The sequence below is a fragment of the Oceanicella sp. SM1341 genome, from assembly GCF_003448965.1.
GTDB lineage: Bacteria > Pseudomonadota > Alphaproteobacteria > Rhodobacterales > Rhodobacteraceae > Paroceanicella.
In genome coordinates, this window is record NZ_QRGC01000004.1 from 135,312 (window position 1) to 160,136 (window position 24,825).

Here is a 24,825-nt window from a genome sequence, read left to right on the forward strand (position 1 = left end):
TCTTGCAGGCAGGCGCCAGCCCCTTCTTCGCGGGGGCCGGCGCCGGGGTATCAGGCCGGGCTCAGCCCTGCAGGGCGGCCCACATCTGCTGGTCGCGCTCGGCGGTCCAGACGCGGGGCGTGTCGATGCCGCGGGCCTCGTCCCAGGCGCGGGCGATGTTGAAGGGGAAGCAATGCTCGTAGATCGCGTAATCGCCGAACTTGGGGTCGCAGATCTCGCGCACCTTCGCCGCCGCTTCCTTCATCGTGCCGCCGCGGGCGGCGACGATCTCCACCGCGCGGTAGATGCTCTCGACGAAATCGCGGGTGCTCTCGATCGCCTCGTTCACCATCGCCTCGCCCACAAGCGCGTCGCCGCGGCCCGGCGCGATGGCGGCGGGGGAGAAGGCCTTGATGCGGTCGAGCGTGGCGCCCCAGTCCCTGAAATGGCCGTCGCCGCAGTAGCAGGCGGACTTGTATTCCACGATGTCGCCGGTGAACATCACGCCCGCGTCCGGCACCCAGGCGACGATGTCGCCCGCGGTATGGGCGCGGCCGAGCTTCATCAGCTCCACCTTGCGCTTGCCGAGGTAGACGGTCATCCGGTCGGAGAAGGTGAGCGTGGGCCAGGTGAGGCCGGGGATGCTCTCATGCCCTTGGAACAGGCGGGGGAAGCGGCCGAACTCGCTGTCCCAGTCCTCCTGCCCGCGCTCGGCCACCATGGCGCGGCAGATGTCCGAGCCGATGATCTCGGAGGCGCCGTAGGCCGAGGCGCCCAGCACCCGCACCGCGTGGTAATGCGAGAGGGTGACGTACTTGATCGGCTTGTCGGTGACGGTGCGGATCTTCTCCACCACCATGTTGGCGAGGCGCGGGGTGGCCTGGGCGTCCATGATCATCACGCTGTCGTCGCCGATGATCACGCCGGTGTTGGGGTCGCCCTCCGCGGTGAAGGCCCAGAGATCGGGGCCGATCTCGGTGAAGCTGACGGTTTTCTCGGCCAGGTCGCCCTGGGATGCGAATGCTTTCGCCATGTTTTCCTCCTCATTGCGCCCCGGCCGGAACCGCGCCGGGGGCTGCAGCAAATCCCGGGGCCCGGGATTCGATGCATTTGCAACGACTTTGCGCCGCGGTTTTGTAACTATCAAGCGGGCCGCGGGCGACGCCCCGGCTGCACAAATGCCGGGGCAAGCCCCGGGGGCCGCTCAGTCCGCCTCGTCCTCGGGGCGGCGGATGGGGCCGCAGGTGCCGTAGCGGCGCTCGAGGGATTCCAGCCCGGAGAGCAGGCGGCCGAAGGCGCCGGCGCCCACCATCTCCTCGAGCTCGGCCTCGTAGGCGCGGGCCATGGCCATCAGCTCCTCGAACACGCGCCAGCCCTCGCGGGTGAGGGTGAGCACCTCGGAGCGGCCGTCGCTCTCGTGGCCCTCGCGGCGCAGCCAGCGGCGCTTCTCCATCGCGGCCACGGCGCGGCTGACCTTGGTCTTGTGCATGGTCGAGTCGTCGCAGATCTCGCGGGCGGTGACCGCGCCGCGGGTGCCGATGATGGCGATGGCGCGCCACTCGGGGCGGTTCATGCCGTAGCGGGCCTTGTACTCGCGCGCGAAGCGCAGGCTGATCTCCTCGGAGATCCGGTTCAGCCGGTAGGGCAGGAAATCCTCGAGGTCGAAGAGCCCGCGCGGCGCCGGGGCCGGTGCGGGCGCGCCCTCCCCGACGAGCCGCAGGCCCGAGCGGCTCACTTCGCCCCCCAGGGGCCGGGCACCGCGGGCAGGATGCGGCCCGTGCACTCGCCGAAGCCCACGCGGTAGCCCTCGCCCAGGGCGGCGCCGCGGAAGGTGAGCCGGTCACCGTCCTCGATGAAGGAGCGGGTCTCGCCGCCGGCGAGGGTGATCGGCTCCTTGCCGCCCCAGGACAGCTCGAGCAGCGAACCGAAGCTGCCCTTCTCCTCGCCCGAGATGGTGCCGGAGCCGAGCAGGTCTCCCACCCGCATGCCGCAGCCGCCCACGGCGTGATGGGCGAGCTGCTGGGCGGCGGAGTAGTAGAGGTTGCGGTAGTTGGTGCGGGTGATCACGGTCTCCTGCCCTGCGCCCTCGGGCTGCATGCCGACTTCGAGCGCGATGTCGTAGAGGCCCGGCAGGCTCTGGTCGAGATAGGGCAGCAGCGGCTTCTCGCGCGGGGGCACCGGCACGCGGAAGGGCTCGAGCGCGGCGCGGGTGACCACCCAGGGGCTGATCGAGGTGCCGAAGGCCTTGCCCTGGAAGGGGCCGAGGGGGGCGTATTCCCAGGCCTGGATGTCGCGGCTCGACCAGTCGTTGAGCATCACGTAGCCGAAGATCATCTCCTCGGCCTCGTCCACCGTGATCGGCTTTCCCATGGGCGAGGGCACGCCGACCACGGCGCCCATCTCCAGCTCGATGTCCATGCGGCGGGAGGGGCCGAAGCTCGGCACCTCCTCGTCCGGGCCCTTGCGCTGGCCGTTGGGGCGCAGGATGTCGGTGCCCGAGACCACCACGGAGGAGGCGCGGCCGTTGTAGCCGATGGGGATGTGCAGCCAGTTCGGCGGCAGGGCGTTTTCGGGGCCGCGGAACATGGTGCCCACGTTCATCGCGTGGCGCTTGGAGGCGTAGAAATCGGTGTACTCGGCCACCCGGAACGGCAGGTGCATGCGCGCGGCGGCAAGCGGCGAGAGCGCGTCCTCGACCGGGGTGGTGGCGCCTTCGGCGAAGAGCGCCTGCAGCTGGGCGCGTACCGCGGCCCAGGCGGCGGGGCCGCGCTCCATGAAGGGGTTGAGCTCGGCCGCGCCGAACACCGGGGCGCCGGCGTCGATGCGCCCGTCGGCCTCGAGCACCGCGAGATCGACGATGCGGTCTCCCAGCGCGGTGGCGGCGCGCGGCGCGGTGCCCTCGGTGGAGAAGATGCCGAAGGGCAGGTTGTTGAGCGGGAAATCGGTGTCGGGGGTATTCGCGCTCTCCACGCGGCTTTTCAGCAGGGTCATCGGATGGGGCTACTTCCTGTGGGTCTTGTTCAGGTGCCGGCCGTGCCGCGGGGGCGGCGGCCGGGAGGCCCCGGGGCAGGCCCGGGGCGCGTCGGGATCGGGCGGCGGGGGGGGTTACTTCACCCCCGGCGTGCCGTCGAACTTCTTCTCGAGGCCCGCCCAGCAGTCGATGTAATCGTCCTGCATCGGGGCCTCGTGGGCGGCGAAGCGGGTGAGGTGCTGGGGGAAGCGGGTCTCGAACATGAAGGACATGGTGTTGGTGAGCTTCACCGGCTTCTGCTCCTCGTTCGAGGCCTTCTCGAAGGCCTCCACGTCGGGGCCGTGCGGCAGCATCATGTTGTGCAGGCTCATGCCGCCGGGCACGAAGCCCTCGGGCTTGGCGTCGTAGATGCCGTGGATGTTGCCCATCAGCTCGGACATGATGTTCTTGTGATACCACGGCGGGCGGAAGGTGTTCTCCGCCGGCAGCCAGCGCTCGGGGAAGATCACGAAATCGATGTTCGCGGTGCCCTCCACGCCGGAAGGGGCGGTGAGCACGGTGAAGATCGACGGGTCCGGATGGTCGAACAGGATGGCGCCCACCGGCGAGAAGGTGCGCAGGTCGTACTTGCAGGGCGCGTAGTTGCCGTGCCAGGCGACGATGTCGAGCGGCGAATGGTCGATCGGGGTCTCGTGGAACTGGCCGCACCACTTGATGATCACGCGGCCCTCGCAGGCCCGGTCCTCGAAGGCGGCGACGGGGGTCTTGAAATCGCGCGGGTTGGCGAGGCAGTTGGCGCCGATGGGGCCGCGGCCGGGCATGTCGAACTTCATGCCGTAATTCTCGCACACGAAGCCGCGGGCGTGGCCGTCGGGCAGCTTCACGGCGAAGAGCATGCCGCGGGGCATGATGGCGATCTCCAGCGGCTCGAGCTCGATGAGGCCGAGCTCGGTCTCGATGCGCAACCGCCCCTCCTGGGGGACGATCATCAGCTCCGAGTCGGCCGAGTAGAACCACTCGTCCTCCATGTCGGCGGTGGCGAGGTAGATGTGCGCGGCCATGCCCACCTGGGTGTTCACGTCACCCGCCGTGGTCATGGTGCGCATGCCCGAGACGAAGGTGAGCGGCGCATCGGTCATCGGCACGGGGTTCCAGCGGTACTGGCCGAGGCTCTGGATGTGGTCCTCCACGCAGGGCGCGGACTTCCAGTAGGGCATCTCGATGCGCGAGAACCGGCCGACATGCTTCACCGAGGGGCGGATGCGGTAGCACCAGGTGCGCTCGTTCTGGCCGCGCGGCGCGGTGAAGGGCGTGCCGGAGAGCTGCTCGGCGTAGAGCCCGTATTCGCATTTCTGCGGCGAGTTGCGGCCCTGCGGCAGCGCGCCGGGCAGCGCTTCGGTCTCGAAATCATTGCCGAAACCGGGCATGTAGCCCTCCGTGGTGCCGGAATGGGCCTTGGCACGGGTGAGGGTTTCGAGGTCAACTTGGCGGTTCATGAGGTCTCCCCTTCTCCGGGTCGGATGCCCGTGTGTTCTGTGTCGCCGGCGGCGTTTGCGCCTGCCGGCCGAAATCTGTCGCGGCGGGTGACCCGCCGTCACCTGCGAGGCGGGCCTGCGCCCGCTTGCGTCTTATCGGAATGAAACGTATCATTGCAAATGAAATGAGTCAAACACACGACTTCGACCTCGACGAGTTCCTGCCCTACCAGCTTGCCGTGCTCGCGAGCCGCATCAGCGCGGAATACGCCGAGATCTACGGCAAGCGCTTCGGGCTGAGCCTGGCGGAATGGCGGATGCTGGCGCATCTGGCGAACGCGGAGAAAGTGTCCACGCGCGAGGTGTACCGGCGCGTGGACCTCGACAAGACGCAGGTGAGCCGGGCCGCGGCAAGGCTGGAGCTCACCGGGCTGATCGAGAAGCAGCAGAGCGCCACAGACCGCCGGCTGGTGGAGATGAGCCTCACCGCGAAGGGCCGGGAGCTGATGCAGGAGCTCACCCCCATCGCGCGCAGCTTCGAGGCGGAGTTCATCGCCCGGTTCGCCGATGGCGACGGGGCGGAATTTCGCCGGCTGGTGAAGGAGGCGCTGGCCTCGGCCCGCCCGCCGGAGTGAGCGGCTAGTCCGCCTCCCGCCCCCGTGCGAGCAGCGAAAGCCCGCCGGCCAGCGCCGGCAGGGCCGAGACCGCGAAGGCGAGCGCGTAGCTGCCGGTGAGCGCGATCACCCCGCCGATGACGAGCGGGGTGATGACGTAGCCCGCGAAGATCACGAAGGTGCCGGCGGAGGTGACCTCGGCCACCCGCCCCTCCGGCGCCGCCGCCGCGAGGCCGGCGAGGAACACGCCGTTCCACGACACCACCGCGAGCCCGGCCAGCGCCGAGACCGCCAGCACCACCCAATGCGGCGTGCCCGCGCCGATGAGGGCGACGAGCCCCATCGTGGCGGCGGAGGCGAGGGCGAGCCAGGCCAGCGTGCGGGAGGCGGAGCCGATGCGGTCGGCCAGCCAGCCCATCAGGATGCGCCCGCCGATGCCCGTGCCCTGCAGCACCGCGAAGGCGAGCCCGGCGGCGGCGAGGCTGAAGCCCGCAGCGGCCGAGAGGAACACCGGGTAGTAGCTCAGCAGCACCCCCTGCGCCACGCCGAGGCCGAGCCCGGTGACGGTGATCGCCCTGAGCCGCCCGTCTCCCAGCAGCACGCGGAACAGGCGGACGGGCGCGGTGAGCGCCTGCGCCAGCCCCTGCGGCGCGGGCGCCCGTCGCGGCGGGGCCTCCGGCGCGCCGCGCAGGAAGAGCGCGAGGCCGAGGGCCGCGGCGAAGGCCACGGCGGCGGAGGCCGAGAGCGCGGCCCCCAGCCCGCCATGCAGCAGCACGAAGGGCAGCAGCAGCCCGGCCGCGAGCCCGCCCAGCGGCACCCCCGCCTGTTTCACCGAGAACACCACCGAGCGATGCGCCTTGGGCACCGCGGTCATCAGGATCTCGCTGCCCGCCGGCGCCGAGGGGCCATAGCCCAGCCCGATCACCAGCGAGGCGGCGATGAGCAGCGGCCAGCTCGGCCAGGTGGCGGCGAGCATCGCGAGCCCGGCCACCACGCAGCCGCCCATGAGCAGGCGCATCGCCGGGGTGGCGGAAAACAGCGCCACGCCCCAGAGGAAGAAGATCATGCTGCCGAAGCTGGTGGCGGCGGCGAGCTGGCCCACCGCCTCGGGCGGCATGCCGGCGGCGGTGGTGAGCGGCAGGCCCATGAGCGGCAGCGAGCGGATCATCAGCGAGAGCACCGCCTGCGCCAGCGTCACCGCCGCGATGACCCCGATCCAGCGCGGGGCGGGGCCGGTCACATCACCCACTGGAACCCGTCCACCGTGATGTCCTGCCCGGTGATGAAGCAGGGCTCGGAAAGAGCGAGGAAGGCCACGAGCTGGGCGATGTCGGCCGGCGTGCCGGTGCGCCCCAGCGCGATGCCGGCGGCAAGCTCGGCCTCGCGCGCGCGGATCATGTCGTTGCTGCGCTCGGTCTTGATCACGCCGGGGCAGATGGCGTTCACCAGCACCGCGGGGCCCAGCTCCTTCGCCAGCGCCCGGGTCATGCCCAGCAGCCCCGCCTTCGCCGCGGCATAGGCGAACTTGCTCACCGCCGAGGTGACCCCGCCGGTATGCGCGTTGAGCGAGGACATGTTGAGGATGCGCCCGTGCCCGGCCGCCATCATCAGCGGGGCGGCGGCGTGGGAATAGTTGAACGCGCCCTTTAGGTTGATGGCGATGGTGCGGTCGAATTCCGCCTCGGTGATCTCCAGCAGCCCGCGCGCCATGGAGCGGCCGGCGTTGTTGAACAGGATGTCGAGCCTGCCCCATTCGGCATGGACGGCCGCCACCACCTGCGCCGCGCGGGCATGGTCGGAGACGTCGGCCTCGAAGGTGAGGGCGCGGGCGCCGAGCCCCTCCACCTCCGCCGCGGTGCGGGCGAGGTCTTCCGGAATGAGGTCGACCAGCGCCACGTCCACCCCGCGCCGGGCAAGCTCCAGCGCGCAGCCGCGCCCGATGCCGCGGCCGCCGCCGGTGACGATGGCCGCGCGCGGCGGGGCGGCGGGCGGCGGGGGCACGGGGCTGGCGGCGGTCATGGCAGGGCTCTCCTGATGGGCGCAGGCGGGCTCACCTCGCCGGCGAAATGGCAGGCCGCCGCGCTGCCGCCGGCGCCGCGCAGGGCGGGGTCGTCGGAGAGGCAGATGGCGGTGGCATGCGGGCAGCGGCCCTGGAAGCGGCAGCCCTTCGGCAGGCGGCTCGCGTCCGGCGGCTCGCCCTTGAGCCAGAACGTGTCGACCACCCGCGGGCCGCCGATGCGCGGGATCGCGGCGAGGAGCGACTGGGTGTAGGGGTGTTTCGGCGCGGCGAAGATCTCCTGCGTCGGCCCGATCTCGACGATGCGGCCGAGGTACATCACCGCCACGCGGTGGCACATCATCCGCACCACGGAAAGGTCGTGCGAGATGAACATGTAGGTGAGGTCGAACTCCTCGCGCAGGTCGCGGAACAGCGAGAGCACGGTCGCCTGCACCGAGACATCGAGGCCGGAGGTGGGCTCGTCGAGGATCACCACCTTCGGGTTCAGCATCAGGATGCGGGCGAGGCCGACGCGGCGCTGCTGGCCGCCGGAGATCTCGTGCGGGTAGCGCTCGAGATGGCTTTCGGGCAGGCCCACGGCGGCGAGGATGTCGCGCACCTTCCGGCCCCGCTCGGCCGCGCCGAGGCCGGTGTGGATGATCAGCGGCTCCTCCAGCGAGCGGCCGATGCGCCAGCGCGGGTCGAGCGAGGCGCCGGGGTCCTGGTAGGCGTATTGCAGCCGGGCGCGGCGGTCCTTCGCGGCGCGGGGCGAGGCACCGGCGATCTCGGCACCCTCGAAGGTGATGCCGCCGCCAGTGGGGGACTGGATGCCCATGATGGTCTTGCCGAGCGTGGACTTGCCGCAGCCGCTCTCGCCCACGAGGCCGAGGATTTCGCCGGGCATCAGCTCGAAGGAAATGCCGTCGAGCGCGCGGATGGCGCCCACCTGCCGGCCGAAGGCGCCGCGCACGGGGAAATGGCAGTGCAGGTCACGCACGCTGAGGATGGGCTCGGTCATGGGCGGGCTCCTGTCCGGGCGGAGGTGCGGGAAGCGCCCGCCGGTCCGCGGCGGGGGCCGATGACGCTCGGCACCGCGCCGGGCGGGCGGTTGGCGCCCGGCGCCATTGCGGCATGGCGAGGGTGTGCGGCCGCGCCCGGTTGGCGGAACTGCCCGCAGGGCCTGCTCAAGGCCGCTCCGGGGCGCCGGCGCGGCGCCGCGTGCAGCACAGCGCGCCCGATCTGCCCCCGTGCAGTGCCCGGGGCGGATAGGCGGCGGACAGGGCGACGCGGGGCGCTCATGCCTCGGCCTCCGCATGCACGGGGGCGGCCACGGGGTGGACGCAGCGCACGAGATGGCCGGGGCCGCGGGGCGTCTGGGCGGGCCGCGTGGCGCAGGCGGCGCTGGCGCGTTCGCAGCGCGGAGCGAAGCGGCAGCCGGGCGGGGGGGCGAGGAAATCCGGCACCTCGCCGGGAATGCCGGTCATCGCGCCGCCGCCCTCGGCATCCGGCAGGCTGGCGAGCAGCTTGTTGGTGTAGGGATGGGCGGGGGCGCGGAAGAACTCGGTCACCGGGGCGGCCTCCACGTCCTGGCCCGCGTACATCACCGTGATCGCGTCGCAGATCTCCCAGGCCGAGCCGAGGTCATGGGTGGTGAGCATCACCGCCACGCCGCGCTCGCTCGCCAGCCGGCGCAGGAGGCCGAGGATCTGGGCCTGGATGGTGACGTCGAGCGCGGTGGTGGGCTCGTCGGCGATGATGAGGTCGGGCTCGGGCAGCAGCGCCATCGCGATCATCAGGCGCTGGCGCTGGCCGCCGGAGACCTCGTGCGGGTATTTTCGCAGCAGCCGCTCGGGCTGGGGCAGCTGCACGGCCTCGAGCGTCTCGATCACCGCGGCGCGGTCGGCGGCGCGGCGGCTGCGGCCGTAGGGGGCGAGAAGCGCGGGCCAGCGCCCGCCCTCACCCCGGCGGGGAGATTTCCACTTCATCAGGTCGTCGATCTGCTCGCCGATGGTGAAGACCGGGTTGAGGCTGGAGAACGGGTCCTGCGGGATGAAGGTGATGCGCCGGCCGCGGATGGCGGCCTGTGCGGCGCCGTCGGCCAGCATGTCGGTGCCGCGAAAGCCGATGGCGCCGCCGCGCAGCTCCAGCGCCGCGCGCGGCAGCACGCCGAGGATGGCGCGGGCGAGCGTGGTCTTGCCGCAGCCGCTCTCGCCCACGAGGCCCATGATCTCGCCCGGCCGCATGGTGAGGTTCACCCCGTCGAGGATATGGGCAAAGCCCGCCTCGCCGCGAAAGCCGAGGCTGAGGTCGGAGATGGTGAGCAGCGCGTCGGTCATTTCGCCCCCCGGCGGATCTTGGGGTCGAGGATGTCGCGCAGCCCGTCGCCCAGCAGGTTGAACCCCATCACCACGAGGAAGATGGCGAAGCCGGGGGCGGCGGCATACCACCAGGCCTCGGGCAGGAACTCGCGCGCCTCGGAGATGGTGCGGCCCCATTCCGGCGTGGGCGGCGGCGCGCCGAGGCCGAGGAAGCCGAGGGCGGCGGCGGTGAGGATGGTCGCCCCCATGCCGATGGAGGTGCGCACGATGATGGCCGAGGCGATGTTGGGCAGGATGTGCAGCACCATCACGCGGAAGTCGGAGGCGCCGAGCGCCTGTGCCGCCTCGATGAACACCTGCCCCTTCATCGCCCGGGTCTCGGCATAGACCAGCCGGGCCCAGAACGGCCAGTAGGTGGCGGAGAGCGCGAGGATCACGTTTTCCACCGAGGGCCCGAGGGTCTGGGCGATGGCGATGGCGAGCACGATCTGCGGCACGGCGAGGAAGATGTCGGAGGCGCGCATCAGGAGCCCCCCGGACCAGCCGCCGTAATAGCCCGCGACGAGCCCGATCGGCACGCCGATCGCCACCGACACCCCCACCGCGATCACCGCGATGGCGATGGTGATGCGCGCGCCGAACAGGATGCGCGAGAACAGGTCGCTCCCCATCCGGTCGGTGCCGAAGAGATGCGTTGCGTCGGGGGGCAGCAGCCGCTCGGTGAGGTGGAACTCGCTCACGTCGCCCGGGAAGGGCGCGAGCACGGGTGCGAGGATGGCGACGAGCACGAGAGCCGCGATCAGCCCCGCGCCGATGGCCGCCGCACGGTCGGCGAGAAGGCGCTTCAGGCCGGTCATTTCAGCGTCCTCGGGTCGATGAAGGTGTGCAGGATGTCGACGATGAGGTTCACCACGATGAACACCACGCCGACGAGGATGGTGAAGCCCAGGATGGCCTTGTTGTCGGACTGCAGGATGGATTGCACCGCGTAGGTGCCCAGGCCCGGCCAGTCGAACACCGCCTCCACCACCACGGCGCCGGAGAACAGCACGCCGAAGATCAGCCCGATCTGGGTGACGGTGGAGATGAGCGCGTTGCGCAGCACGTATTTCCAGATGATCAGCCCGCGCGGCAGGCCCATCGCGGTCTCGTAGAGCACGAAGTTGGAGTTGATCACCTCCAGCACCCCGGCGCGGGTGAAGCGCAGGATGGTGGCGGCGGCGGGCAGCGCCAGCGTCACCGCCGGCAGCAGCAGGTGGAGGAGCGCGCCGCCGAGGCTCTCCATGTCCCATGTCAGCAGGGAATCGAGCACGAAGAAGCCGGTGATCTCGTCGGGCCCGAAGCCGGAGATGCGGCCGTTGAGCGGCGTGAGGCCCCAGCGGGTGGAGAACAGCATCTGCAGCTCCATCGCCAGCCAGAAGCTCGCGATGGCAAGGCCCGAGACCGAGAGCACCCGCAGCACCTGGTCGGTGAGCGAGTTGCGCTTTACCGCCGAGACGACGCCGAGCGGGATGCCCAGCCCGATGGCGATGATGATGGCGGCGAAGGTGAGCTCGAGCGTGGCCGGCAGCCGGTGGGCGAGGTCGTCGGCGATGGGGCGCTGGGTGTAGAGGCTGCGGCCCATGTTGCCGGTGGCAAGGTCGCGCACGTAGATGCCGAGCTGTTCCCAGAGCGGGCGGTCGAAGCCCAGCTCGGCGCGCAGCGCCTCCACCTGCTCGGTGGTGGCGTTCTCGCCGGCGATGATGCGGGCGGGGTCTGTCGGCACCACGTTGGCGATGAAGAACACCACCACGACGAGCCCCACCAGCGTGGGGATCAGCCACAGCAGCCGGGACAGGATGATCTCGATGCGGCGCATGGCGCGGCTCTCCTCTGCCTGGGCCCGCGGCCGGAAAGCCGGCCGGCCGCGGGGATGGGGAGGGGGGAAGGGATCAGTCGGCCGGGTGGGCCCACCGCATGTCCTGGGCATTGCCCACCGGGGAGAAGCGGATGCCCGCGGCCTCGGTGGAATAGGGCCCGTACCACTTGGTGTTGTAGATCCAGATGCCGGCGGCATCGTCGTAGACGATCCTCGCCGCTTCCTCGTAGAGCGTCTGGCGCTCGGCCTGGTCGGTGGAGACGAGGGCCTTCTCCAGCCGCGCGTTCACCTCCGGGTTGTCGTAGCCCGAGACGTTGCGGGTGGGGATGTAGCGCGCGCCGTAGAGCTCGCCGATCCAGTTGTTGGGGTCGGCGTAATAGGTGCTCTTCCAGTAGGGCACCATGTCGTACATCTGCTCGGGGTCCTGCATGCGCGAGTTCACCACCGGCCAGGGCGCGCTCTCGATCTCCGCCGTCACGCCGATCTTGGCCAGCGCGTTCTGCAGCAGCGAGGCGGCCTGCTCGGTCTCCGAGAAGCCGGCGAGCGTGCCGATGTGGATGGTGCGGATCGGGCCCTCCACCTTGTCGAGATATTCCTTCGCCTTCTCGAGGTCGAAGGTGTAGCCCTCCACGTCCTTCGGCGCGCCCCACATGTTGTTGGGGATGATGGTGGGGTTGCGCACCACCGAATCCTGCAGGATGGAGCCGATGAAGCCCTCGTAGTCGAAGGCGTGGGCCATCGCCTTGCGGAAGTTCACGTCATCGAAGGGCGGGCGGCGGTTGTTCATCGCGAAATGGAACACGCGCATGGATTCCTGCTCGATGATCTGCACGTTGTCCGAGTCCCGCAGCCGGGCGATCTGGTCGGGGGCGAGATAGCCGTCGAGCCCCTGGTAGTCGCCGCGCATCAGGCCCTGCACGCGGGTGTTGGTCTCCAGCACGGTGCGGAACTCGATCTCGTCGTAGTAGCTCTCGCCCCAGCCGGCGAAATGGTCCTCGAAGCGCTCGCCGATGAAGCCCACGGCGGGGTCGTAGCGGTCGAGCATGTAGGAGCCGGAGCCGGCGACATGGTCGGTGAGCCAGGCCTGGCCCCAGTCGCCGTCCACCTCGTTCTCCTTCACCAGGTCGGAATTCATCACGTAGATGTCCGACACGATGGAGCCGAAGATGGCCGAGGGGGTCTTGAGGGTGAATTCCACCGTGGTGTCGTCGAGCGCCTTGGTGGCGCCGGGGTCGAGCACGGGGAGGAACAGCGTGCTCGCGCCGCGCTTGAGCGCCAGCATGCGCTCGACCGACCACACCACGTCCTCGGCGGTCATCAGGCTGCCGTCGTGGAAGGGCACGTCGTCGCGCAAGGAGAAGGTCCACACCAGCCCGTCGTCGGAGACGGTGTGGGAGGTGGCGAGCCAGGGGATGAGCTGGGGCGGGTTGTCCACCCAGCGGTAGAGCCCGTCGTAGAAGTTGAGCCGGGTGGCCACCCGCGCCACGTCACCCACCACATGGGGGTCGAGCGTGTCGTAGGCGGAGTTGTTGGCATGGACGTAGCGATCGGCGGCCGCGGGGCCGGCGGCGCCGGTGAAGGCGAGTGCCGCGGCCACGAGGGCCAGGGGAAGTCCTCTCATCGTGCAGTACCTCTCTGTTGGTGGTGCGGACCCCGGGTTTTCCCGGGTGTCATTGGCGCCGTTCGGGCCGGCGCGGCCCTCGTCTTGCTCAGTCGGCGTGCGCCTTCGCGTGCCTCACGATATCGGCATGGGTGGCGAACCAGGCGCCGCCCTTGGCGCGGATGTGCTCCACCAGCGCCTCCAGGATCCAGATGCGCGAGCGGTAGCCGGTGACATGCGGGTGCATGGTGAGCTGGAACAGCCCGCCCTCCGCCCAGGCGGCGTCGAACTCGCGGCGGAAGATGTCGAACACCGCCTCGGGCGGCGTGTAGGGCCGCAGGGCGGCGAAGCGGGCCATGTTGAAATAGACCGCGTCATCGCGGATCCACTCCACCGGCAGCTCCACCACGCCGGTGTTCTCGCCGGCCAGATGCAGCTCGTAGCAGTCCACGTCGGCCATCAGCGAGCTGTCGTAGAGGAGCCCCATGTCGCGGGTGATGGCGAGGGTGGCGTCGGAGAAATCCCAGGACGGCGTGCGGATGCCCACCGGCCGCGCGCCGGTGATCTTCTCCAGCGCATCGGCCGAGCGCATCTGCAGGTCGCGCTCCACCGGCTCGGGCAGCACCGAGTTGCGCTCGTGGATCCAGCCGTGGATGCCCACCTCGTGGCCCTCGGCCACGAAGGCGCGGGCCTCCTCGGGGTAGAGCATCGCCACCACGGCGGGCACGTAGAAGCTCGCCGGAATGTCGTGGCGGCGCAGCAGGTCCATGATGCGCGGCACGCCCTGGCGGTTGCCGTACTGGCCCTGGCTGAGCCGGCCGATGGACTGCGCGCCGTCGCGCAGCTCGTTGGTCTCGTGGTCGACGTCGAAGGAGAGGGCGACGGCACAGCGCGCGCCGCCCGGCCAGCTCTCGGGGCGCAGGGCGCGGCCGGCGCGCACGTGGTTCACCCGGCCGCGCCAGGTGTCCTCGCTCCATTCCCAGGGGTTGGTCTCGGTGCTCATCTCGTGCCTCACGGAAAGGGGTTGCCGGTGACGGGCAGAACCTGCCCGGTGATCCAGGACGCCTGCGCCGAGGCGAGGAAGAGCACCGCGTGCGCGATGTCCTCCGGCTCGCCCTGCCGGCGCATGGCGATGCCCGCGACCATGCGGGCCTGGCCCTCCGGCCCGTAGGACTGCCATTGCCGCTCGTAATCCGGGCTGGTGCGCAGGAAGCCCGGCGCGACCGAGTTTACCGTGATGCCGAAGCGCCCCAGCTCATGCGCGAGCTGCCGGGTGAGGCCCACCAGCCCGTGCTTGGCCGAGCAATAGGCCTGGATGCCGGTGAGGCTGGGCCGCAGCCCCGCGCCCGAGGAAATGGTGACGATGCGCCCTGCCCCCTTGGCCTTCATCCCCGGGATCACCGCCTGCGCGGCGTGCAGGGCGGAGAGCACGTTGCCCTCGTAGATCTGCATCCAGTCGGCGTCGCCCACCTCCTCGATCGGCTTCGGCGCCTGCCCGCGCACCCCGCCCGCGGCATGCACCAGCACGTCCGCCCCGAGGGGGGAGAGGGCGGCGGCGGTGGCCGCACCGTCCGCGAGGTCGAGGGGGATGCGCTCCACGTCTTCGGGCAGGGTGGCGAGGGTGTCGCCGTCGATGTCCACGGCCACCACGCGGGCGCCGGCGTCGCGAAACCCCTGCACGATGCCCTGGCCGATGCCGCGGGCGGCGCCGGTGACGAGCACGGTCTTTCCTGTGAAATCGATGCGCATCACTCCGCCGCCTCCGCGAAATAGGGGGCGAGCTGGGGCAGCTTCGCGATGGCCCCGGCAAGGGCGGCCTCCACGTCCGAGCCGTCGCCGCGCCGGGCCTCGGCGGGCATGGCGGCCACGGCGTCGAACACCGAGCGTTTCACGAAGGGCCGCCAGTGCACCGGCACCCGGGCGAGCACGGCCGAGAGGGCGGCGTAATTCGCGTCCGTCCACACCGCCTCGAAGGCGATGCGGCTGGCGTTGAGGCCCGAGTGCGGCGCCTCGCCCGCCCGGGCGGCGCGCAGGGCCTCGGTGGCGGGGATGTCCACCGCGCCGTCTGTCAGCACCACGCCGTAGTCGCGCTCCGCCGCCTCCGGGCTCACCTTGTGGCGGGCCACGTCGCGGGCGACGGCATGGGGGTCGCGCGCCAGCGGGCTGCCCCAGCCCGCGCCGCCGCCGGAGGTGAGGTTGATCACGTCGCCGGGGCCAAGGTGCACCACGTCGGTGTTGCCGAGGTCCTCGCGCCCGCCGCCGGCGGGAAACCGGGTGAAATGCGAGGTCTGGCCGGCCATGCCGCCCTGCACCCCCCAGGCCGCGAAGATCGAGCGGTCGCGGTTGCGCGCGGTCACCACCGTGTCGGGGGAGAACACCCGCACCTCGAGCTCGGTCGCGAGCCCGCCGCGGAAGGTGCCGGGGCCGCCGCTGTCGGGCACCAGCCCGTAGCGCAGGAACTTCACCGGCGCCTCGGTCTCGTTGATCTCCACCGGCGTGTTCTTGAGGAAGGAGGAATTGGCGCCCGAGCCGTCGGTGCCGTCGCCCTTCGCCGAGCCGCCGGCGCCCCCGGTCACCGGGTCGATGGAGGCCATGGTGAGGCGGCCGGTGCGGTTGTCGAAGCTCTTCACGTTCACGATGCCGCCGCCCCCGGCGGGGCCGGCGGGCAGCCTGTCGGGGGCCGCGGCCTGGAAGGCGCCCATGATCACGCCCTGCAGCCGCCCGGTGGTGAGCGAGCGCATGCCCACGGCGGCGGGGGCCGCGGGGTTGAGCACCGAGCCCTCGGGCACCACGCAGCGCGCCGCGCGCAGGATGCCGCCGTTGAGCGGGATGGTGGGATCGAGCGTGTAGAGGCAGTAGTTGTAGCCCACCATCAGCAGGATGTGGCGCGGGTTGCCGCCCGTGGGCATGTTGAGCGAGGAGTTGAGCTGGGGGTCGGAGCCGGTGAAATCCATCACCGCCTCGTCGCCCGCGATGGTGAGCGTGAGCTCGAGGCGCACCGGCACGCCGCCGGGCCCGTCCTCGTCGAGATAGTCGACGAAATGGTAGCGCCCGTCGGCAAGCCGCGAGATCACGTCACGTGCGCGGGCCTCGCCGATGTCGAGCAGGTCCTCGATGCCGGCGCGCACGGTCTCCACGCCGAACTTGGCGATCATCTCGTGCACCTTGCGCTCGCCGGTGTTCACGGCGGCGATCTGGGCCTTCAGGTCGCCCCAGTTCTGCTCGGGCATGCGCACGTTGAGCATCATCGTGTCGATGAGCTGCCGGTTCAGCACCCCGCGCGAGACGAGCTTTGTGGGGCGGAAGCGCACCCCCTCCTGGTGCACCTCGGTGTTGGCGCGCGAGAGCGAGGCCGGCACCGCGCCGCCCATGTCGGTGTTGTGGATATGGCCCACGGCGAAGGCGACGATCTCGCCCTCCCAGAAGATCGGCTTCCAGATGTGCAGGTCGGGCGTATGGGTGCAGACGAACCCCGAGTAGGGGTCGTTGGTCACGCAGATGTCGCCCTCCTCGTAATCGTCTATCATGTTGATCGCGCCCGAGTAATCGAGCCCGATGAACCATGTGGCGCCAAGGTCGCGGGGGCTGGCGAAGGTCATGCCCGAGGGGGTGGCGAGGCCGGTGGTGAAATCCTCCGTTTCCTTCACGAAGGTCGAATGCGCGGTGCGGAACAGGGTGTAGGCCATGCTCTCGGCCACGGCCTGGGCGTGGTTCTCCAGGATGCGGAGCTTGAGGGGGTCAATGCGCATCGGCGCCTCCCTGGGTGAGCAGCATGTTGCCATGGGCGTCGACGGTGCCGGCAAAGCCCGCCGGCACCACGGTGGTGGTGTCGTCCTGCGCCACCACGCAAGGGCCCGCGAACCGCGCGCCGGGGGTGAGCGCCTCGCGCCGGTAGAGCGGCACCTCGCACGCCGCGCCGTCGAGATGCACGGGGAGGTGGCCGGCGGGCGCGGCCTCGTGCGGGGCCGGCTCGGCGCGGGGCAGCACCGGGCGGGGCGAGGCCGCACTCACCACCATGTTCACCGCGATCACCTGGATGGGCGCGGTCTCGTCGGCATGGCCGTAGAGGCGCAGGTGCTCGGCATCGAAGGCGCCGCGCAGGGTGGCGATGTCACCGGCCGCCAGGGCCTCCGCCGCCAGCTCCACCTCGATCTCGAAGGACTGGCCCTTGTAGCGCATCTCCGCCGAGGCGGTGAGCAGCGCCGCCCCCGCATGGCCCTGCTCCTGCTCCATCCAGTGGCGGGCGCGGGCGCTCAGGGCCGCCACGCTCTCGCGCAGGGCGGGCAGGGTTTCGGGGCCGAGCTCGTAATAGGCGGTGGCGGTGAAATCGTTGCGGATGTCGGCGGTGAGCCCGCCGAGCGCCGAGAGCACGCCGGGCGTGCGCGGCACCAGAACGCGCTTCATGCCCAGCTCGCGCGCGAGGAAACAGGCCATCATCGGCCCGCCGCCGCCGAAGGCGAGCAGGGTGAACTCGGCAAGGTCGATGCCCCGGCGGGAGGCGAGCTTGCTCACCTCGCGGAACATGCCCGAGACCGCGATGCCGATGATGCCCTCGGCGGTCTCGGCCAGGCTGCGGCCCAGGGCGGCGGCGAGCGGGGCGATGGCGGCCTCGGCCGCGCCACGGTCGATGCTCACCATGCCGTAGCCGAGCGCGCCGAGGTCGACGAGGCCGAGGGCCACGAAAGCATCCGTTATGGTGGGCTCGGTGCCGCCGCGCCCGTAGGCGGCCGGCCCGGGGGTGGAGCCGGCGCTCTCCGGGCCCACGGCGAGCAGGCCCGCCGCGTCGATCCGCGCGATGGAGCCGCCGCCCTCCCCGATGGAAGTCACCGAGACCGTGGGCACGAAGATCGGGAAATCCCCCACCATCTCGGCGGCGCCGAAGCCGGGCGCCCCACCCTCGATCACCGCCACGTCGGCGCTGGTGCCGCCGATGTCGAGCGAGAGCACGTTGGCCTCGCCCGCCGCGCGGGCCACGAAGGCCGCCCCCATCACCCCCGCCGCGGTGCCCGAGAGCAGCATCTCCACGCAGGCGGTGCGGCCCAGCTCGGCCGACATCACCCCGCCGTTCGACTTGGTGATCATCGGCTCGGGGCCGACGCCGATGCCGCCGAGCGCCCCCTTCAGCGCGCCGATATAGTCCGACACGCGGGGCTGCACGTAGCCGTGGATCACGGCGGTGGAGCTGCGCTCGTACTCGCGGATGATCGGGCGGATGCGGTGGGAGCAGAACACGTGCAGCTCGGGCGCGAGCTCGGCGATCAGCTCCGCCGCCTCCGCCTCATGCGCGGGGTTGCGGTAGGAGTGGAGGAAGGAGATCACGATGCCCTCCGCCCCCAGCGCGCGGGCGCGGGCCACGCCCTCGGCGAGGCTCTCGCGGCTCAGGGGCACATCCACCGTGCCGTCGGCCAGCATGCGCTCGGCGATGCCGATCACCCGGTCACGGGTGACCAGCGGCTCGGGGCGGGAGGAGAGCAGGTCATAGGGGTCCGGCATCTTCAGGCGCGCGAGTTCCAGCACGTCGGTGAAGTTCTCGGTGGCGAACAGGCACAGCCGGATGCCCTTGCGCATGATGATGGAGTTGATGCCCACCGTGGTGCCGTGGGTGAAGTAGGTGATGTCGGACGGCGCGATGCCGAAGCGTTCGTGCAGGGCGCCGAGCCCGTCGATCACCTCCTGCCCCGGGGTGGCGGGGGTGGAGAGCACCTTCACCGTCTCGATGCGGCCGCTCGCCTCGTCGAAGGCGCAGAAATCCGCGAAGGTTCCCCCGATGTCGACACCCACACGATAGCCCATGCTGTCCTATCCTTCCTCGCTTGCGGGGTTGTGGCCGAGCCGCCGGCTGAGCCGGGCGGCGCCCTCGAGCACCGCCGCGAGCAGGCCCTCGCGCGCCGCGGCGTAGCGCTGGCTCACGGTGGCGATGTCGAGCACCGCCACCACGCGGCCCGAGCCGTCACGCACCGGGGCGGCGATGCCGCAGCCGCCGGGGGCGTATTCTTCCTCGATCGAGCCGTAGCCGCGCGCGCGGATGCCGGCGAGCACCGCGCGGATCTGCGCCTCGGTGGTGAGCGAGCGGCCGGTGTGCGGCGCAAGCTCGGTGCGGGCGAAATAGGCGTCGACCCGGGCCGGTTCCTCGAAGGCCAGCAGCACCCGGCCCATCACCGTGGCATAGCCCGGCGAGGGCGCCTCGTGGTCGACGTCGTAGCGGATGTGCTGCGGGCTCACCGCCTTGCAGATCACCTTCGCGTCGCCCTGCCCGGTGCGCACGGCGAGGAACACGGTCTCGCCGGTGGCGTCGCGCGCATCGAGCAGGATGGGCATGCCCACCGCCTTGAGGCGCGATTCGAAGCCGCCCACCCAGCCGAAACCGTCGCGGAAGGCGGTGACCACCTGGTAGCGGTCCGCGCTGTCCTTCACCACGTAGCCGCGGTCGATCAGCGTGCCGAGCAGCCCGTGGGCGCTGCTCTTCGGAAAGCCCAGGTCGCGCACGATCTCGTGCAGCGCGACAGCCCGCTCCCCGGCGGAGAGATACTCCAGCAGGTCCAGCACCCTGTCGGCGGATTTGACGCGCTTATCGTTCATGTATGTGAACACCGTTCATGACTGGAAACAGGCTGCATTTGAATCATTGCCGGGTCAAGTATTTCCTCCGGAAATATCTCGCAGATGCGAAAAGGCCCGCGCTCCTGTCCGGATCGCGGGCCCTTGCGGCGGGTGGCGGGGGAATGGAGGCTCAGGCGCCCTTTTCGTCGAGCCAGGCGCGGATGAGCGCACGGTGGCGCTCGCGGCCGAAGCTGGCGAAATGCCCGCCGTGGACCACCCGCACCGGGATCTCCAGCAGGTGCTTCATCGAGGCCACGTAATCGGCGGCGTTGGCGTGGTAGGTGTCCTCGTAGAGCGGGCCGTCGTAGAGGATGTCGCCGGAGAAGAGCACGCCGCTCACCGCCTCCCAGAGGGCGATGCCGCCGGGGGAATGGCCGGGGGTGTGGATCACCTCGAAATGCCGGTCGCCGAGGTCGATCACGTCGCCGTCCGCCAGCAGGCGGGTGGCGGGGGCGGATTTCACCGCGTAGGCGGTGGAGGCGTAAGGCGCGGGTGGCAGGCGGGTGAAGATCTCGTCGCGCACCGCGGTGTCGGCCAGGGTGGCGGCGCGGGTGGGGTCGGCGAGGATGTCGGCCTCGGCGGCGTGCACCAGCCGGCAGTTGAACTCGTGATGGCAGCCGATATGGTCGTAATGCGTGTGGCTCGCCACCGCGTCGAGCGGGCGTTCCGTCACCAGCGGCACCCATTCGCTGAGCGAAACCACGCCCATGCCGCTGTCCACCAGCATGTCGCGCTCGCGCCCGCGCACGTGCCAGATGTTGCAGCGGTAATACTCGGTGATGTGCGGCTCGCAGATGTAGGTGATGTCGTCGGCCAGTTTCGTGAGGGCGTACCAGTCTTCCGGGCGGGCGTGGTCCATGCGGGTCAGTCTCCTGCTGCGGGAAGGGCGACGAGGGCCTCGGGGGCGGCCCGGAGGGCGATGCTGTCGCCCTCCCGGGCGGTGGAATTCTGCGGCAGGGCGACGATGAGCGGGCCCGTGGCGCCGGAGACCACCGCCCGGGTGTGGGCGCCGAGGAAGGCCAGCCGCTCGATGCGCCCCTGCCCCAGCGGGATGCCGCCGGGCCCGGGGCCGAGGTGCTCGGGCCGGATGCAGAGCGTCACCCGCGTCCCCGGCGCGGGGGCGGGGCCGATGAAGGCCGCTTCGGGCAGGGTGAGGGGCCCCGCGGGGCCGGAGAGCGCCAGCGCCCCCTGCCCCGCCGGCCCCTCCACCCTTGCGGAGAGGAAGTTGCACTCGCCCATGAACCCGGCGGAGAACAGGCTGCGCGGGCGCAGGTAGATCTCGGCCGGGGTGGCGAAATCCTCGACTTTTCCAGCATTCATCACCACGATCCGGTCGGCGATGGCCATCGCCTCCTCCTGGTCGTGTGTGACATGGATGAAGGTGGTGCCGACGCGCTTCTGGATCGCCTTCAGCTCCTCCTGCATCTGCCGGCGCAACCCGAGGTCAAGGGCGCCGAGCGGCTCGTCGAGCAACAGCACGTCGGGGTCGACCGCGAGCGCGCGGGCGAGGGCCACGCGCTGGCGCTGGCCGCCGGAAAGCTCGTGCGGGCGGCGCTTTGCCGAAGTCGCGAGGCCGACCATCTCCAGGCACTCCATCGCGCGGGCATCGCGGGCGCGGCGGGGCTGGCCGCGCATGCGCAGGCCGAAGCCCACGTTGTCGATGAGGCTCATGTGCGGGAAGAGCGCGTAGTCCTGGAACATCGTGGTGGTGGGGCGCTTCGCCGGCGGCAGGCCGTCCATGTCGCGCCCGCCGATGAACACCTGGCCCGCCGAGGGCGAGACGAAGCCGCCGAGGATGGAGAGCAGCGTGGTCTTGCCACAGCCCGAGGGCCCGAGCAGCACGATGAACTCGCCGGCGGCGATCTCGAGCGAGACATCGGCCAGCGCCGCGGCCTCGCCGTAGAAGCGGCTCACGCCGCGGACGGAGACGGGGGCGGTCATCGGCGGCCTGCCTTTCGGAACACGGTCGCCTCCAGCACCAGCAGCAGGGCGACGGAGACGAGGAAGACGAGGCTGCCGATGGCGTTGGTCCTGGGGCTGAGGCCGGAGCGCAGCAGGCTCCAGATCTCCACCGGCAGGGTGACATCGAAGCGCGACAGCAGGAAGGCGATGATGAACTCGTCCCAGCTGAAGGTGACGGAGAGGAAGAAGGCCGCGAGCAGGGCCGGCATCAGCATCGGCGCGGTGACCAGCCACATCACCTTCCACTCCGGCGCGCCAAGGTCGCGCGCGGCGCGCTCCATGCTCACCTGGTGGCCGCCCATCGAGGCATAGATGATGGCAAAGCACAGCGGCAGGTTGATCACCACATGCCCTGCCCCGACGCTCCAGAGCGAGAGCGGCAGGCCGGCGGCGTTGAGGGTGGAGAGCAGGCCGAGCGCGATGATGAGATAGCTCACCGTCATCGGCGCGATGAGCACCCCGCGCAGCAGCGCCGAGCCCGGCAGGCGGTATCGCGCAAGGCCGCAGGCGGCGAGAAAGCCCAGCAGTACCGAGAGCGCGGAGGAGCCGAGCGCCACGAGGAAGGAATTTCCCAGCGCCGCCATCAGCCGGCTGTCGGAGAGCACCTCGCCGTACCAGCGCAGGGTCGGCCCCTGGAAGGGCGGCACCGGCAGCCGGCCGTCCTGGAAGGAGAACAGCACCAGCACCACCACGGGCAGGAAGATGAAGGCGTAGAGCAGCGCGAGGTAGAGCCAGGGCAGCGCCCGCAGGAGGGCGCGCATCACGTGCGCTCCATCTTCATCCAGCGCGCCACGGCGATGTAGACGAGGGTGACCACCGCCATCAGCACCAGCGAAAGCGCTGCCGCCATGGGGAAATCGGCCCGCCGGCCGAGCTGCAGCATGATCACCTGCGGCAGCACCAGCTCGTTGTTGCCGCCGAGGATCTGCGGGGTGATGTAATCGCCGATGCAGAGCACGAAGGTGAGGAAGGCGCCCACCATGATGCCCGGCCGGGTGAGCGGCAGGATGACATGGCGGAAGGTCTGCCAGCCGTTGGCGCCGAGGTCGGCCGCCGCACGGCGCAGGTTGGGCGCGAGCTGCACAAGGTTGGCGTAGATGGTGAGCGTGAGCAGCATGACGAAGAAATGCACGAAGCCGGTGACGGTGGCAAAGCGCGTGCTCGCCATCTCCAGCGGCTCGGAGACGAGGCCGAGCGAGAGCAGCGTGTCATTCACCACGCCATTCCGCGACAGCAGCAGCACCCAGGCGTAGGAGCGCACCACGTAGGAGGTCCAGAACGGCAGCACCGCGAGGATGAGCGCCGTGCGCTGCCAGCGGGCGGGCACCCGCTCGGCGATGATCCAGGCGAGCGGATAGGCGAGCAGCACCGAGATCACCACCACCAGCGCGGTGATCTCCAGCGACACGACGAGGCCGCGCAGCAGGAAGCTCTTCTCCACGAAATCGACGTAGTTCTGCAGGCTCCAGGCCAGCACGATCTCGCGGCCCTCGCGGCGGGCGAAGCTGGTCACCACCATCACCGCGAAGGGCAGGAGGAAGAACAGCCCGGTCCAGCCGAGGGCCGGCAGAACCAGCCCCCAGGCGCGCCGGCGCTCGCGCTGCTCGATGCGCCCGCTCATGCCCGGCTCACTGCTGGAGCATCTCGGTCCAGGCGTCCTGCATCTCGATGTCGAGATCCTCGTCCGCCACCGGGTAGAGCTGGGTGTTGGCGAGATAGGCGGGCTGGTCGTCCCAGCGCAGGATCTGCTTCTGCTCAGGCGTGAGCACCTCGCCCGCCTTCGCGTTTGCCGGCATGCCCCAGTAGCAGGAAGAGGTGGCGAGGCGGGCCTGCCCCTCCGGGCTGAGGATGTATTTCACGAACTCGACCGCGAGCTCGGGGTTGGCCGCGTCCCTCATCACCGCGATGGACTGCGCCCAGCGAAGCGCGCCCTGCTCGGGCACCACCCAGTCCAGGTCCGGGTTTTCCTGCGCGAGCACGGCCGTGACCCACTCACCGCCGCCCACGAGGATGTCGACCTCGCCGGTGGCAAGGGCGGTCTGCGAGGAGACCACCTCGCCCACCGAGCGCGCCACCTTCTTCATCGCGAAGAGCTTTTCGCGGATGGCCGGGATGTCCCCGGAGGAGAGCTCGGCGGTGGGGATGCCGAGGCCGAGCGCCACAAGCCCTTCGATGGGCACGTAATAATCGTAGATGGCGATGCGGCCGGCGTATTTCTCGGACCACATCATGGTGAGGTCCTTCATGTCCTCCGGGTCCACCTTCGCCTTGTTGTAGGAGATGGTGTTGTAGCCGAATTTCTCGGTGGCGGCGTAGAAGGTGCCGTCGACGGCGTTGCTCTCCTCCATCACCACCTCGGGGAAGAGATCGGCCATCGGCAGGGCGTCGTCGGGCAGCGGGGCCAGCAGGTCGAGCCCGACGAGGCGCGGCACGTCCACGCCGTCGACCACCATCACGTCCCAGTCGCCGGGGCGGGACTGGTCGAGGATGGCGAGGGCGGCGCCGGTGCCCTCGTATTCCTTCACGTTCACCTTCACGTCATGCGCCTGCTCGAAGGGCTCGAGCAGCGCGGGGTCGGCATGGTCGCACCAGATCAGGGCGTTGAGCTCACCCTCGGCGAGGGCCGGGCCGGCAAGGGCTGTGGCGACGAGAGCGGCGGCAACGCGGGCGGGCGCGCGGGAGAGGCGGGGCATGGCGGATACTCCTTGCTGGACGGGGTGCAGGCTCTTCGCGGCCTGCCTCGGGCATCAGACTGGCTTGCGAACTTTTTCCAGTCAATGCTAACTTTGAAACCCATTCAGTTTTTCGACGGAGCATGCATGGCCGGCCTGAGAGAGAAGCAGAAGGCCGACAGGCGGCGGCGCATCCTGCAGGCGGCGGGGGAGCTGTTCCGCAGCGCGGGCTATGACCACGCCCGGATAGAGGACATCGCCGAGCGCGCGGGCGTCTCTGTCGGCACGTTCTACAACTACTTCGGAAACAAGGGAGATATCCTGCTCGAGACCGTCTCGATGGAGGTGGAGGAGGTGCTGGAGGCCGGCAATGCGCTGGTGGCCGAGCCGCCGGGCGCGGTGCCGGAGGCGATCCTCGCGCTCATCCTGAGCTACTACGAGCACTCGCTCACCTACCTGAGCAAGGAGATGTGGCGCACGGCTATGGCGGTGTCGATCCGCGCGCCGGAGACGCCCTTCGGCCAGCATTACACAGCGCTCGACCGCAGGCTCTCCACCCAGGTCTGCGCGATGATCGCGGGGCTTCAGGCGCGCGGGCTGGTGCGGGCCGAGCTCGACCCGCAGGCGGTGGGGGAGCTGCTGTTCAACAACCTCAACATGATGTTCATCGAGTTCACCAAGGACGAGGCGATGAGCATGGCGGCGCTGACGGCGGCGGTGGAGCGGCAGGTGCGCCCGCTCGCGGCGATGATCTCCGCGCCCCCGGCCGGCTGAGCG

At 70.6% G+C, this 24,825-nt stretch carries 23 protein-coding genes; 2 read left to right on the forward strand and 21 right to left on the reverse strand.

What is annotated here, in order from left to right:
* Positions 1-61 precede the first annotated feature (61 nt).
* The 4 genes from D3P35_RS05925 to hmgA form a co-directional block, all read right to left on the reverse strand.
* A complete protein-coding gene (locus D3P35_RS05925; RefSeq protein ID WP_118133552.1) occupies positions 62-1,012 on the reverse strand; it encodes an MBL fold metallo-hydrolase in 951 nt (316 codons plus the stop codon).
* Positions 1,013-1,183: 171 nt separating this feature from the next.
* Positions 1,184-1,714, reverse strand: a complete 531-nt coding sequence (locus tag D3P35_RS05930; RefSeq protein ID WP_198670482.1) for a MarR family winged helix-turn-helix transcriptional regulator — start codon at positions 1,712-1,714, stop codon at positions 1,184-1,186.
* Entirely contained in the window at positions 1,711-2,970 is a 1,260-nt protein-coding gene (fahA, locus tag D3P35_RS05935) for a fumarylacetoacetase (RefSeq protein ID WP_118133553.1), read from the reverse strand. The genes D3P35_RS05930 and fahA overlap by 4 nt, the downstream gene beginning before the upstream one ends.
* 114 nt (positions 2,971-3,084) lie before the next feature.
* A complete protein-coding gene (hmgA, locus tag D3P35_RS05940; RefSeq protein WP_118133554.1) occupies positions 3,085-4,446 on the reverse strand; it encodes a homogentisate 1,2-dioxygenase in 1,362 nt (453 codons plus the stop codon).
* 164 nt (positions 4,447-4,610) lie between these two features.
* On the opposite strand from hmgA, the gene D3P35_RS05945 reads away from it, so the two are divergent.
* Complete coding sequence (locus tag D3P35_RS05945) at positions 4,611-5,060, forward strand: MarR family winged helix-turn-helix transcriptional regulator (RefSeq protein WP_118133555.1); 450 nt, start codon at positions 4,611-4,613, stop codon at positions 5,058-5,060.
* Between the two features lie 4 nt (positions 5,061-5,064).
* Here D3P35_RS05945 and D3P35_RS05950 read toward each other — a convergent pair whose 3' ends face one another.
* The 17 genes from D3P35_RS05950 to D3P35_RS06030 all read right to left on the reverse strand — a co-directional run bounded on the left by D3P35_RS05950 (position 5,065) and on the right by D3P35_RS06030 (position 24,069).
* The gene (locus D3P35_RS05950) at positions 5,065-6,288 is read right to left on the reverse strand and encodes an MFS transporter (protein WP_157982048.1); all 1,224 of its coding nucleotides are present in this window, start codon (positions 6,286-6,288) and stop codon (positions 5,065-5,067) included.
* Positions 6,276-7,058 carry an SDR family NAD(P)-dependent oxidoreductase gene (locus D3P35_RS05955; RefSeq protein ID WP_118133557.1) on the reverse strand — a complete coding sequence of 261 codons (783 nt, stop codon included), beginning with the start codon at positions 7,056-7,058 and terminating at the stop codon, positions 6,276-6,278. Before D3P35_RS05955 ends, D3P35_RS05950 begins: the two co-directional genes overlap by 13 nt.
* The gene (locus tag D3P35_RS05960) at positions 7,055-8,056 is read right to left on the reverse strand and encodes an ABC transporter ATP-binding protein (protein WP_118133558.1); all 1,002 of its coding nucleotides are present in this window, start codon (positions 8,054-8,056) and stop codon (positions 7,055-7,057) included. The genes D3P35_RS05955 and D3P35_RS05960 overlap by 4 nt, the downstream gene beginning before the upstream one ends.
* 277 nt (positions 8,057-8,333) lie before the next feature.
* Positions 8,334-9,374, reverse strand: a complete 1,041-nt coding sequence (locus D3P35_RS05965) for an ABC transporter ATP-binding protein (protein ID WP_118133559.1) — start codon at positions 9,372-9,374, stop codon at positions 8,334-8,336.
* Positions 9,371-10,213 carry an ABC transporter permease gene (locus D3P35_RS05970; protein WP_118133560.1) on the reverse strand — a complete coding sequence of 281 codons (843 nt, stop codon included), beginning with the start codon at positions 10,211-10,213 and terminating at the stop codon, positions 9,371-9,373. Before D3P35_RS05970 ends, D3P35_RS05965 begins: the two co-directional genes overlap by 4 nt.
* A complete protein-coding gene (locus tag D3P35_RS05975) occupies positions 10,210-11,214 on the reverse strand; it encodes an ABC transporter permease (RefSeq protein ID WP_118133561.1) in 1,005 nt (334 codons plus the stop codon). The genes D3P35_RS05970 and D3P35_RS05975 overlap by 4 nt, the downstream gene beginning before the upstream one ends.
* 73 nt (positions 11,215-11,287) lie before the next feature.
* Positions 11,288-12,835 (reverse strand): ABC transporter substrate-binding protein, encoded by a 1,548-nt coding sequence (locus D3P35_RS05980; protein WP_118133562.1) that lies wholly within the window; start codon positions 12,833-12,835, stop codon positions 11,288-11,290.
* Between the two features lie 88 nt (positions 12,836-12,923).
* Positions 12,924-13,817, reverse strand: coding sequence for a polysaccharide deacetylase (locus D3P35_RS05985; protein WP_118133563.1), 894 nt, complete (start codon positions 13,815-13,817; stop codon positions 12,924-12,926).
* Between the two features lie 8 nt (positions 13,818-13,825).
* Entirely contained in the window at positions 13,826-14,563 is a 738-nt protein-coding gene (locus D3P35_RS05990; RefSeq protein WP_118133564.1) for an SDR family NAD(P)-dependent oxidoreductase, read from the reverse strand.
* Positions 14,563-16,563, reverse strand: a complete 2,001-nt coding sequence (locus D3P35_RS05995; RefSeq protein ID WP_118133565.1) for a hydantoinase B/oxoprolinase family protein — start codon at positions 16,561-16,563, stop codon at positions 14,563-14,565. The genes D3P35_RS05990 and D3P35_RS05995 overlap by 1 nt, the downstream gene beginning before the upstream one ends.
* A complete protein-coding gene (locus D3P35_RS06000; protein WP_118133566.1) occupies positions 16,553-18,607 on the reverse strand; it encodes a hydantoinase/oxoprolinase family protein in 2,055 nt (684 codons plus the stop codon). Before D3P35_RS06000 ends, D3P35_RS05995 begins: the two co-directional genes overlap by 11 nt.
* A 6-nt stretch (positions 18,608-18,613) precedes the next feature.
* Positions 18,614-19,393 (reverse strand): IclR family transcriptional regulator, encoded by a 780-nt coding sequence (locus tag D3P35_RS06005; protein ID WP_118133567.1) that lies wholly within the window; start codon positions 19,391-19,393, stop codon positions 18,614-18,616.
* A 151-nt stretch (positions 19,394-19,544) separates the two neighbouring features.
* Positions 19,545-20,273: an MBL fold metallo-hydrolase gene (locus D3P35_RS06010; protein ID WP_118133568.1), complete on the reverse strand. Its 729-nt coding sequence runs from the start codon at positions 20,271-20,273 to the stop codon at positions 19,545-19,547.
* A gap of 5 nt (positions 20,274-20,278) precedes the next feature.
* Entirely contained in the window at positions 20,279-21,355 is a 1,077-nt protein-coding gene (locus tag D3P35_RS26970; protein ID WP_118133569.1) for an ABC transporter ATP-binding protein, read from the reverse strand.
* Positions 21,352-22,137, reverse strand: a complete 786-nt coding sequence (locus D3P35_RS06020; RefSeq protein WP_118133570.1) for an ABC transporter permease — start codon at positions 22,135-22,137, stop codon at positions 21,352-21,354. Before D3P35_RS06020 ends, D3P35_RS26970 begins: the two co-directional genes overlap by 4 nt.
* Positions 22,137-22,997 carry an ABC transporter permease gene (locus D3P35_RS06025; protein WP_118133571.1) on the reverse strand — a complete coding sequence of 287 codons (861 nt, stop codon included), beginning with the start codon at positions 22,995-22,997 and terminating at the stop codon, positions 22,137-22,139. Before D3P35_RS06025 ends, D3P35_RS06020 begins: the two co-directional genes overlap by 1 nt.
* A 7-nt stretch (positions 22,998-23,004) precedes the next feature.
* Entirely contained in the window at positions 23,005-24,069 is a 1,065-nt protein-coding gene (locus tag D3P35_RS06030; RefSeq protein ID WP_118133572.1) for an extracellular solute-binding protein, read from the reverse strand.
* A 126-nt stretch (positions 24,070-24,195) separates the two neighbouring features.
* Here D3P35_RS06030 and D3P35_RS06035 point away from each other — a divergent pair, with 126 nt between their 5' ends.
* Positions 24,196-24,822 (forward strand): TetR/AcrR family transcriptional regulator, encoded by a 627-nt coding sequence (locus D3P35_RS06035; RefSeq protein WP_118133573.1) that lies wholly within the window; start codon positions 24,196-24,198, stop codon positions 24,820-24,822.
* The last annotated feature ends 3 nt before the right edge of the window (positions 24,823-24,825 follow it).

What these genes read in the sequence shown, in the direction of transcription:
- D3P35_RS05925 (WP_118133552.1), bottom strand. Translation starts at nt 1,012, where the DNA reads ATGGCGAAAGCATTCGCATCCCAGGGCGACCTGGCCGAGAAAACCGTC.
- fahA (WP_118133553.1), bottom strand. Translation starts at nt 2,970, where the DNA reads ATGACCCTGCTGAAAAGCCGCGTGGAGAGCGCGAATACCCCCGACACC.
- hmgA (WP_118133554.1), bottom strand. Translation starts at nt 4,446, where the DNA reads ATGAACCGCCAAGTTGACCTCGAAACCCTCACCCGTGCCAAGGCCCAT.
- D3P35_RS05945 (WP_118133555.1), top strand. Translation starts at nt 4,611, where the DNA reads ATGAGTCAAACACACGACTTCGACCTCGACGAGTTCCTGCCCTACCAG.
- D3P35_RS05955 (WP_118133557.1), bottom strand. Translation starts at nt 7,058, where the DNA reads ATGACCGCCGCCAGCCCCGTGCCCCCGCCGCCCGCCGCCCCGCCGCGC.
- D3P35_RS05960 (WP_118133558.1), bottom strand. Translation starts at nt 8,056, where the DNA reads ATGACCGAGCCCATCCTCAGCGTGCGTGACCTGCACTGCCATTTCCCC.
- D3P35_RS05965 (WP_118133559.1), bottom strand. Translation starts at nt 9,374, where the DNA reads ATGACCGACGCGCTGCTCACCATCTCCGACCTCAGCCTCGGCTTTCGC.
- D3P35_RS05970 (WP_118133560.1), bottom strand. Translation starts at nt 10,213, where the DNA reads ATGACCGGCCTGAAGCGCCTTCTCGCCGACCGTGCGGCGGCCATCGGC.
- D3P35_RS05975 (WP_118133561.1), bottom strand. Translation starts at nt 11,214, where the DNA reads ATGCGCCGCATCGAGATCATCCTGTCCCGGCTGCTGTGGCTGATCCCC.
- D3P35_RS05980 (WP_118133562.1), bottom strand. Translation starts at nt 12,835, where the DNA reads ATGAGAGGACTTCCCCTGGCCCTCGTGGCCGCGGCACTCGCCTTCACC.
- D3P35_RS05985 (WP_118133563.1), bottom strand. Translation starts at nt 13,817, where the DNA reads ATGAGCACCGAGACCAACCCCTGGGAATGGAGCGAGGACACCTGGCGC.
- D3P35_RS05990 (WP_118133564.1), bottom strand. Translation starts at nt 14,563, where the DNA reads ATGCGCATCGATTTCACAGGAAAGACCGTGCTCGTCACCGGCGCCGCC.
- D3P35_RS05995 (WP_118133565.1), bottom strand. Translation starts at nt 16,563, where the DNA reads ATGCGCATTGACCCCCTCAAGCTCCGCATCCTGGAGAACCACGCCCAG.
- D3P35_RS06000 (WP_118133566.1), bottom strand. Translation starts at nt 18,607, where the DNA reads ATGGGCTATCGTGTGGGTGTCGACATCGGGGGAACCTTCGCGGATTTC.
- D3P35_RS06005 (WP_118133567.1), bottom strand. Translation starts at nt 19,393, where the DNA reads ATGAACGATAAGCGCGTCAAATCCGCCGACAGGGTGCTGGACCTGCTG.
- D3P35_RS06010 (WP_118133568.1), bottom strand. Translation starts at nt 20,273, where the DNA reads ATGGACCACGCCCGCCCGGAAGACTGGTACGCCCTCACGAAACTGGCC.
- D3P35_RS26970 (WP_118133569.1), bottom strand. Translation starts at nt 21,355, where the DNA reads ATGACCGCCCCCGTCTCCGTCCGCGGCGTGAGCCGCTTCTACGGCGAG.
- D3P35_RS06020 (WP_118133570.1), bottom strand. Translation starts at nt 22,137, where the DNA reads ATGCGCGCCCTCCTGCGGGCGCTGCCCTGGCTCTACCTCGCGCTGCTC.
- D3P35_RS06025 (WP_118133571.1), bottom strand. Translation starts at nt 22,997, where the DNA reads ATGAGCGGGCGCATCGAGCAGCGCGAGCGCCGGCGCGCCTGGGGGCTG.
- D3P35_RS06030 (WP_118133572.1), bottom strand. Translation starts at nt 24,069, where the DNA reads ATGCCCCGCCTCTCCCGCGCGCCCGCCCGCGTTGCCGCCGCTCTCGTC.
- D3P35_RS06035 (WP_118133573.1), top strand. Translation starts at nt 24,196, where the DNA reads ATGGCCGGCCTGAGAGAGAAGCAGAAGGCCGACAGGCGGCGGCGCATC.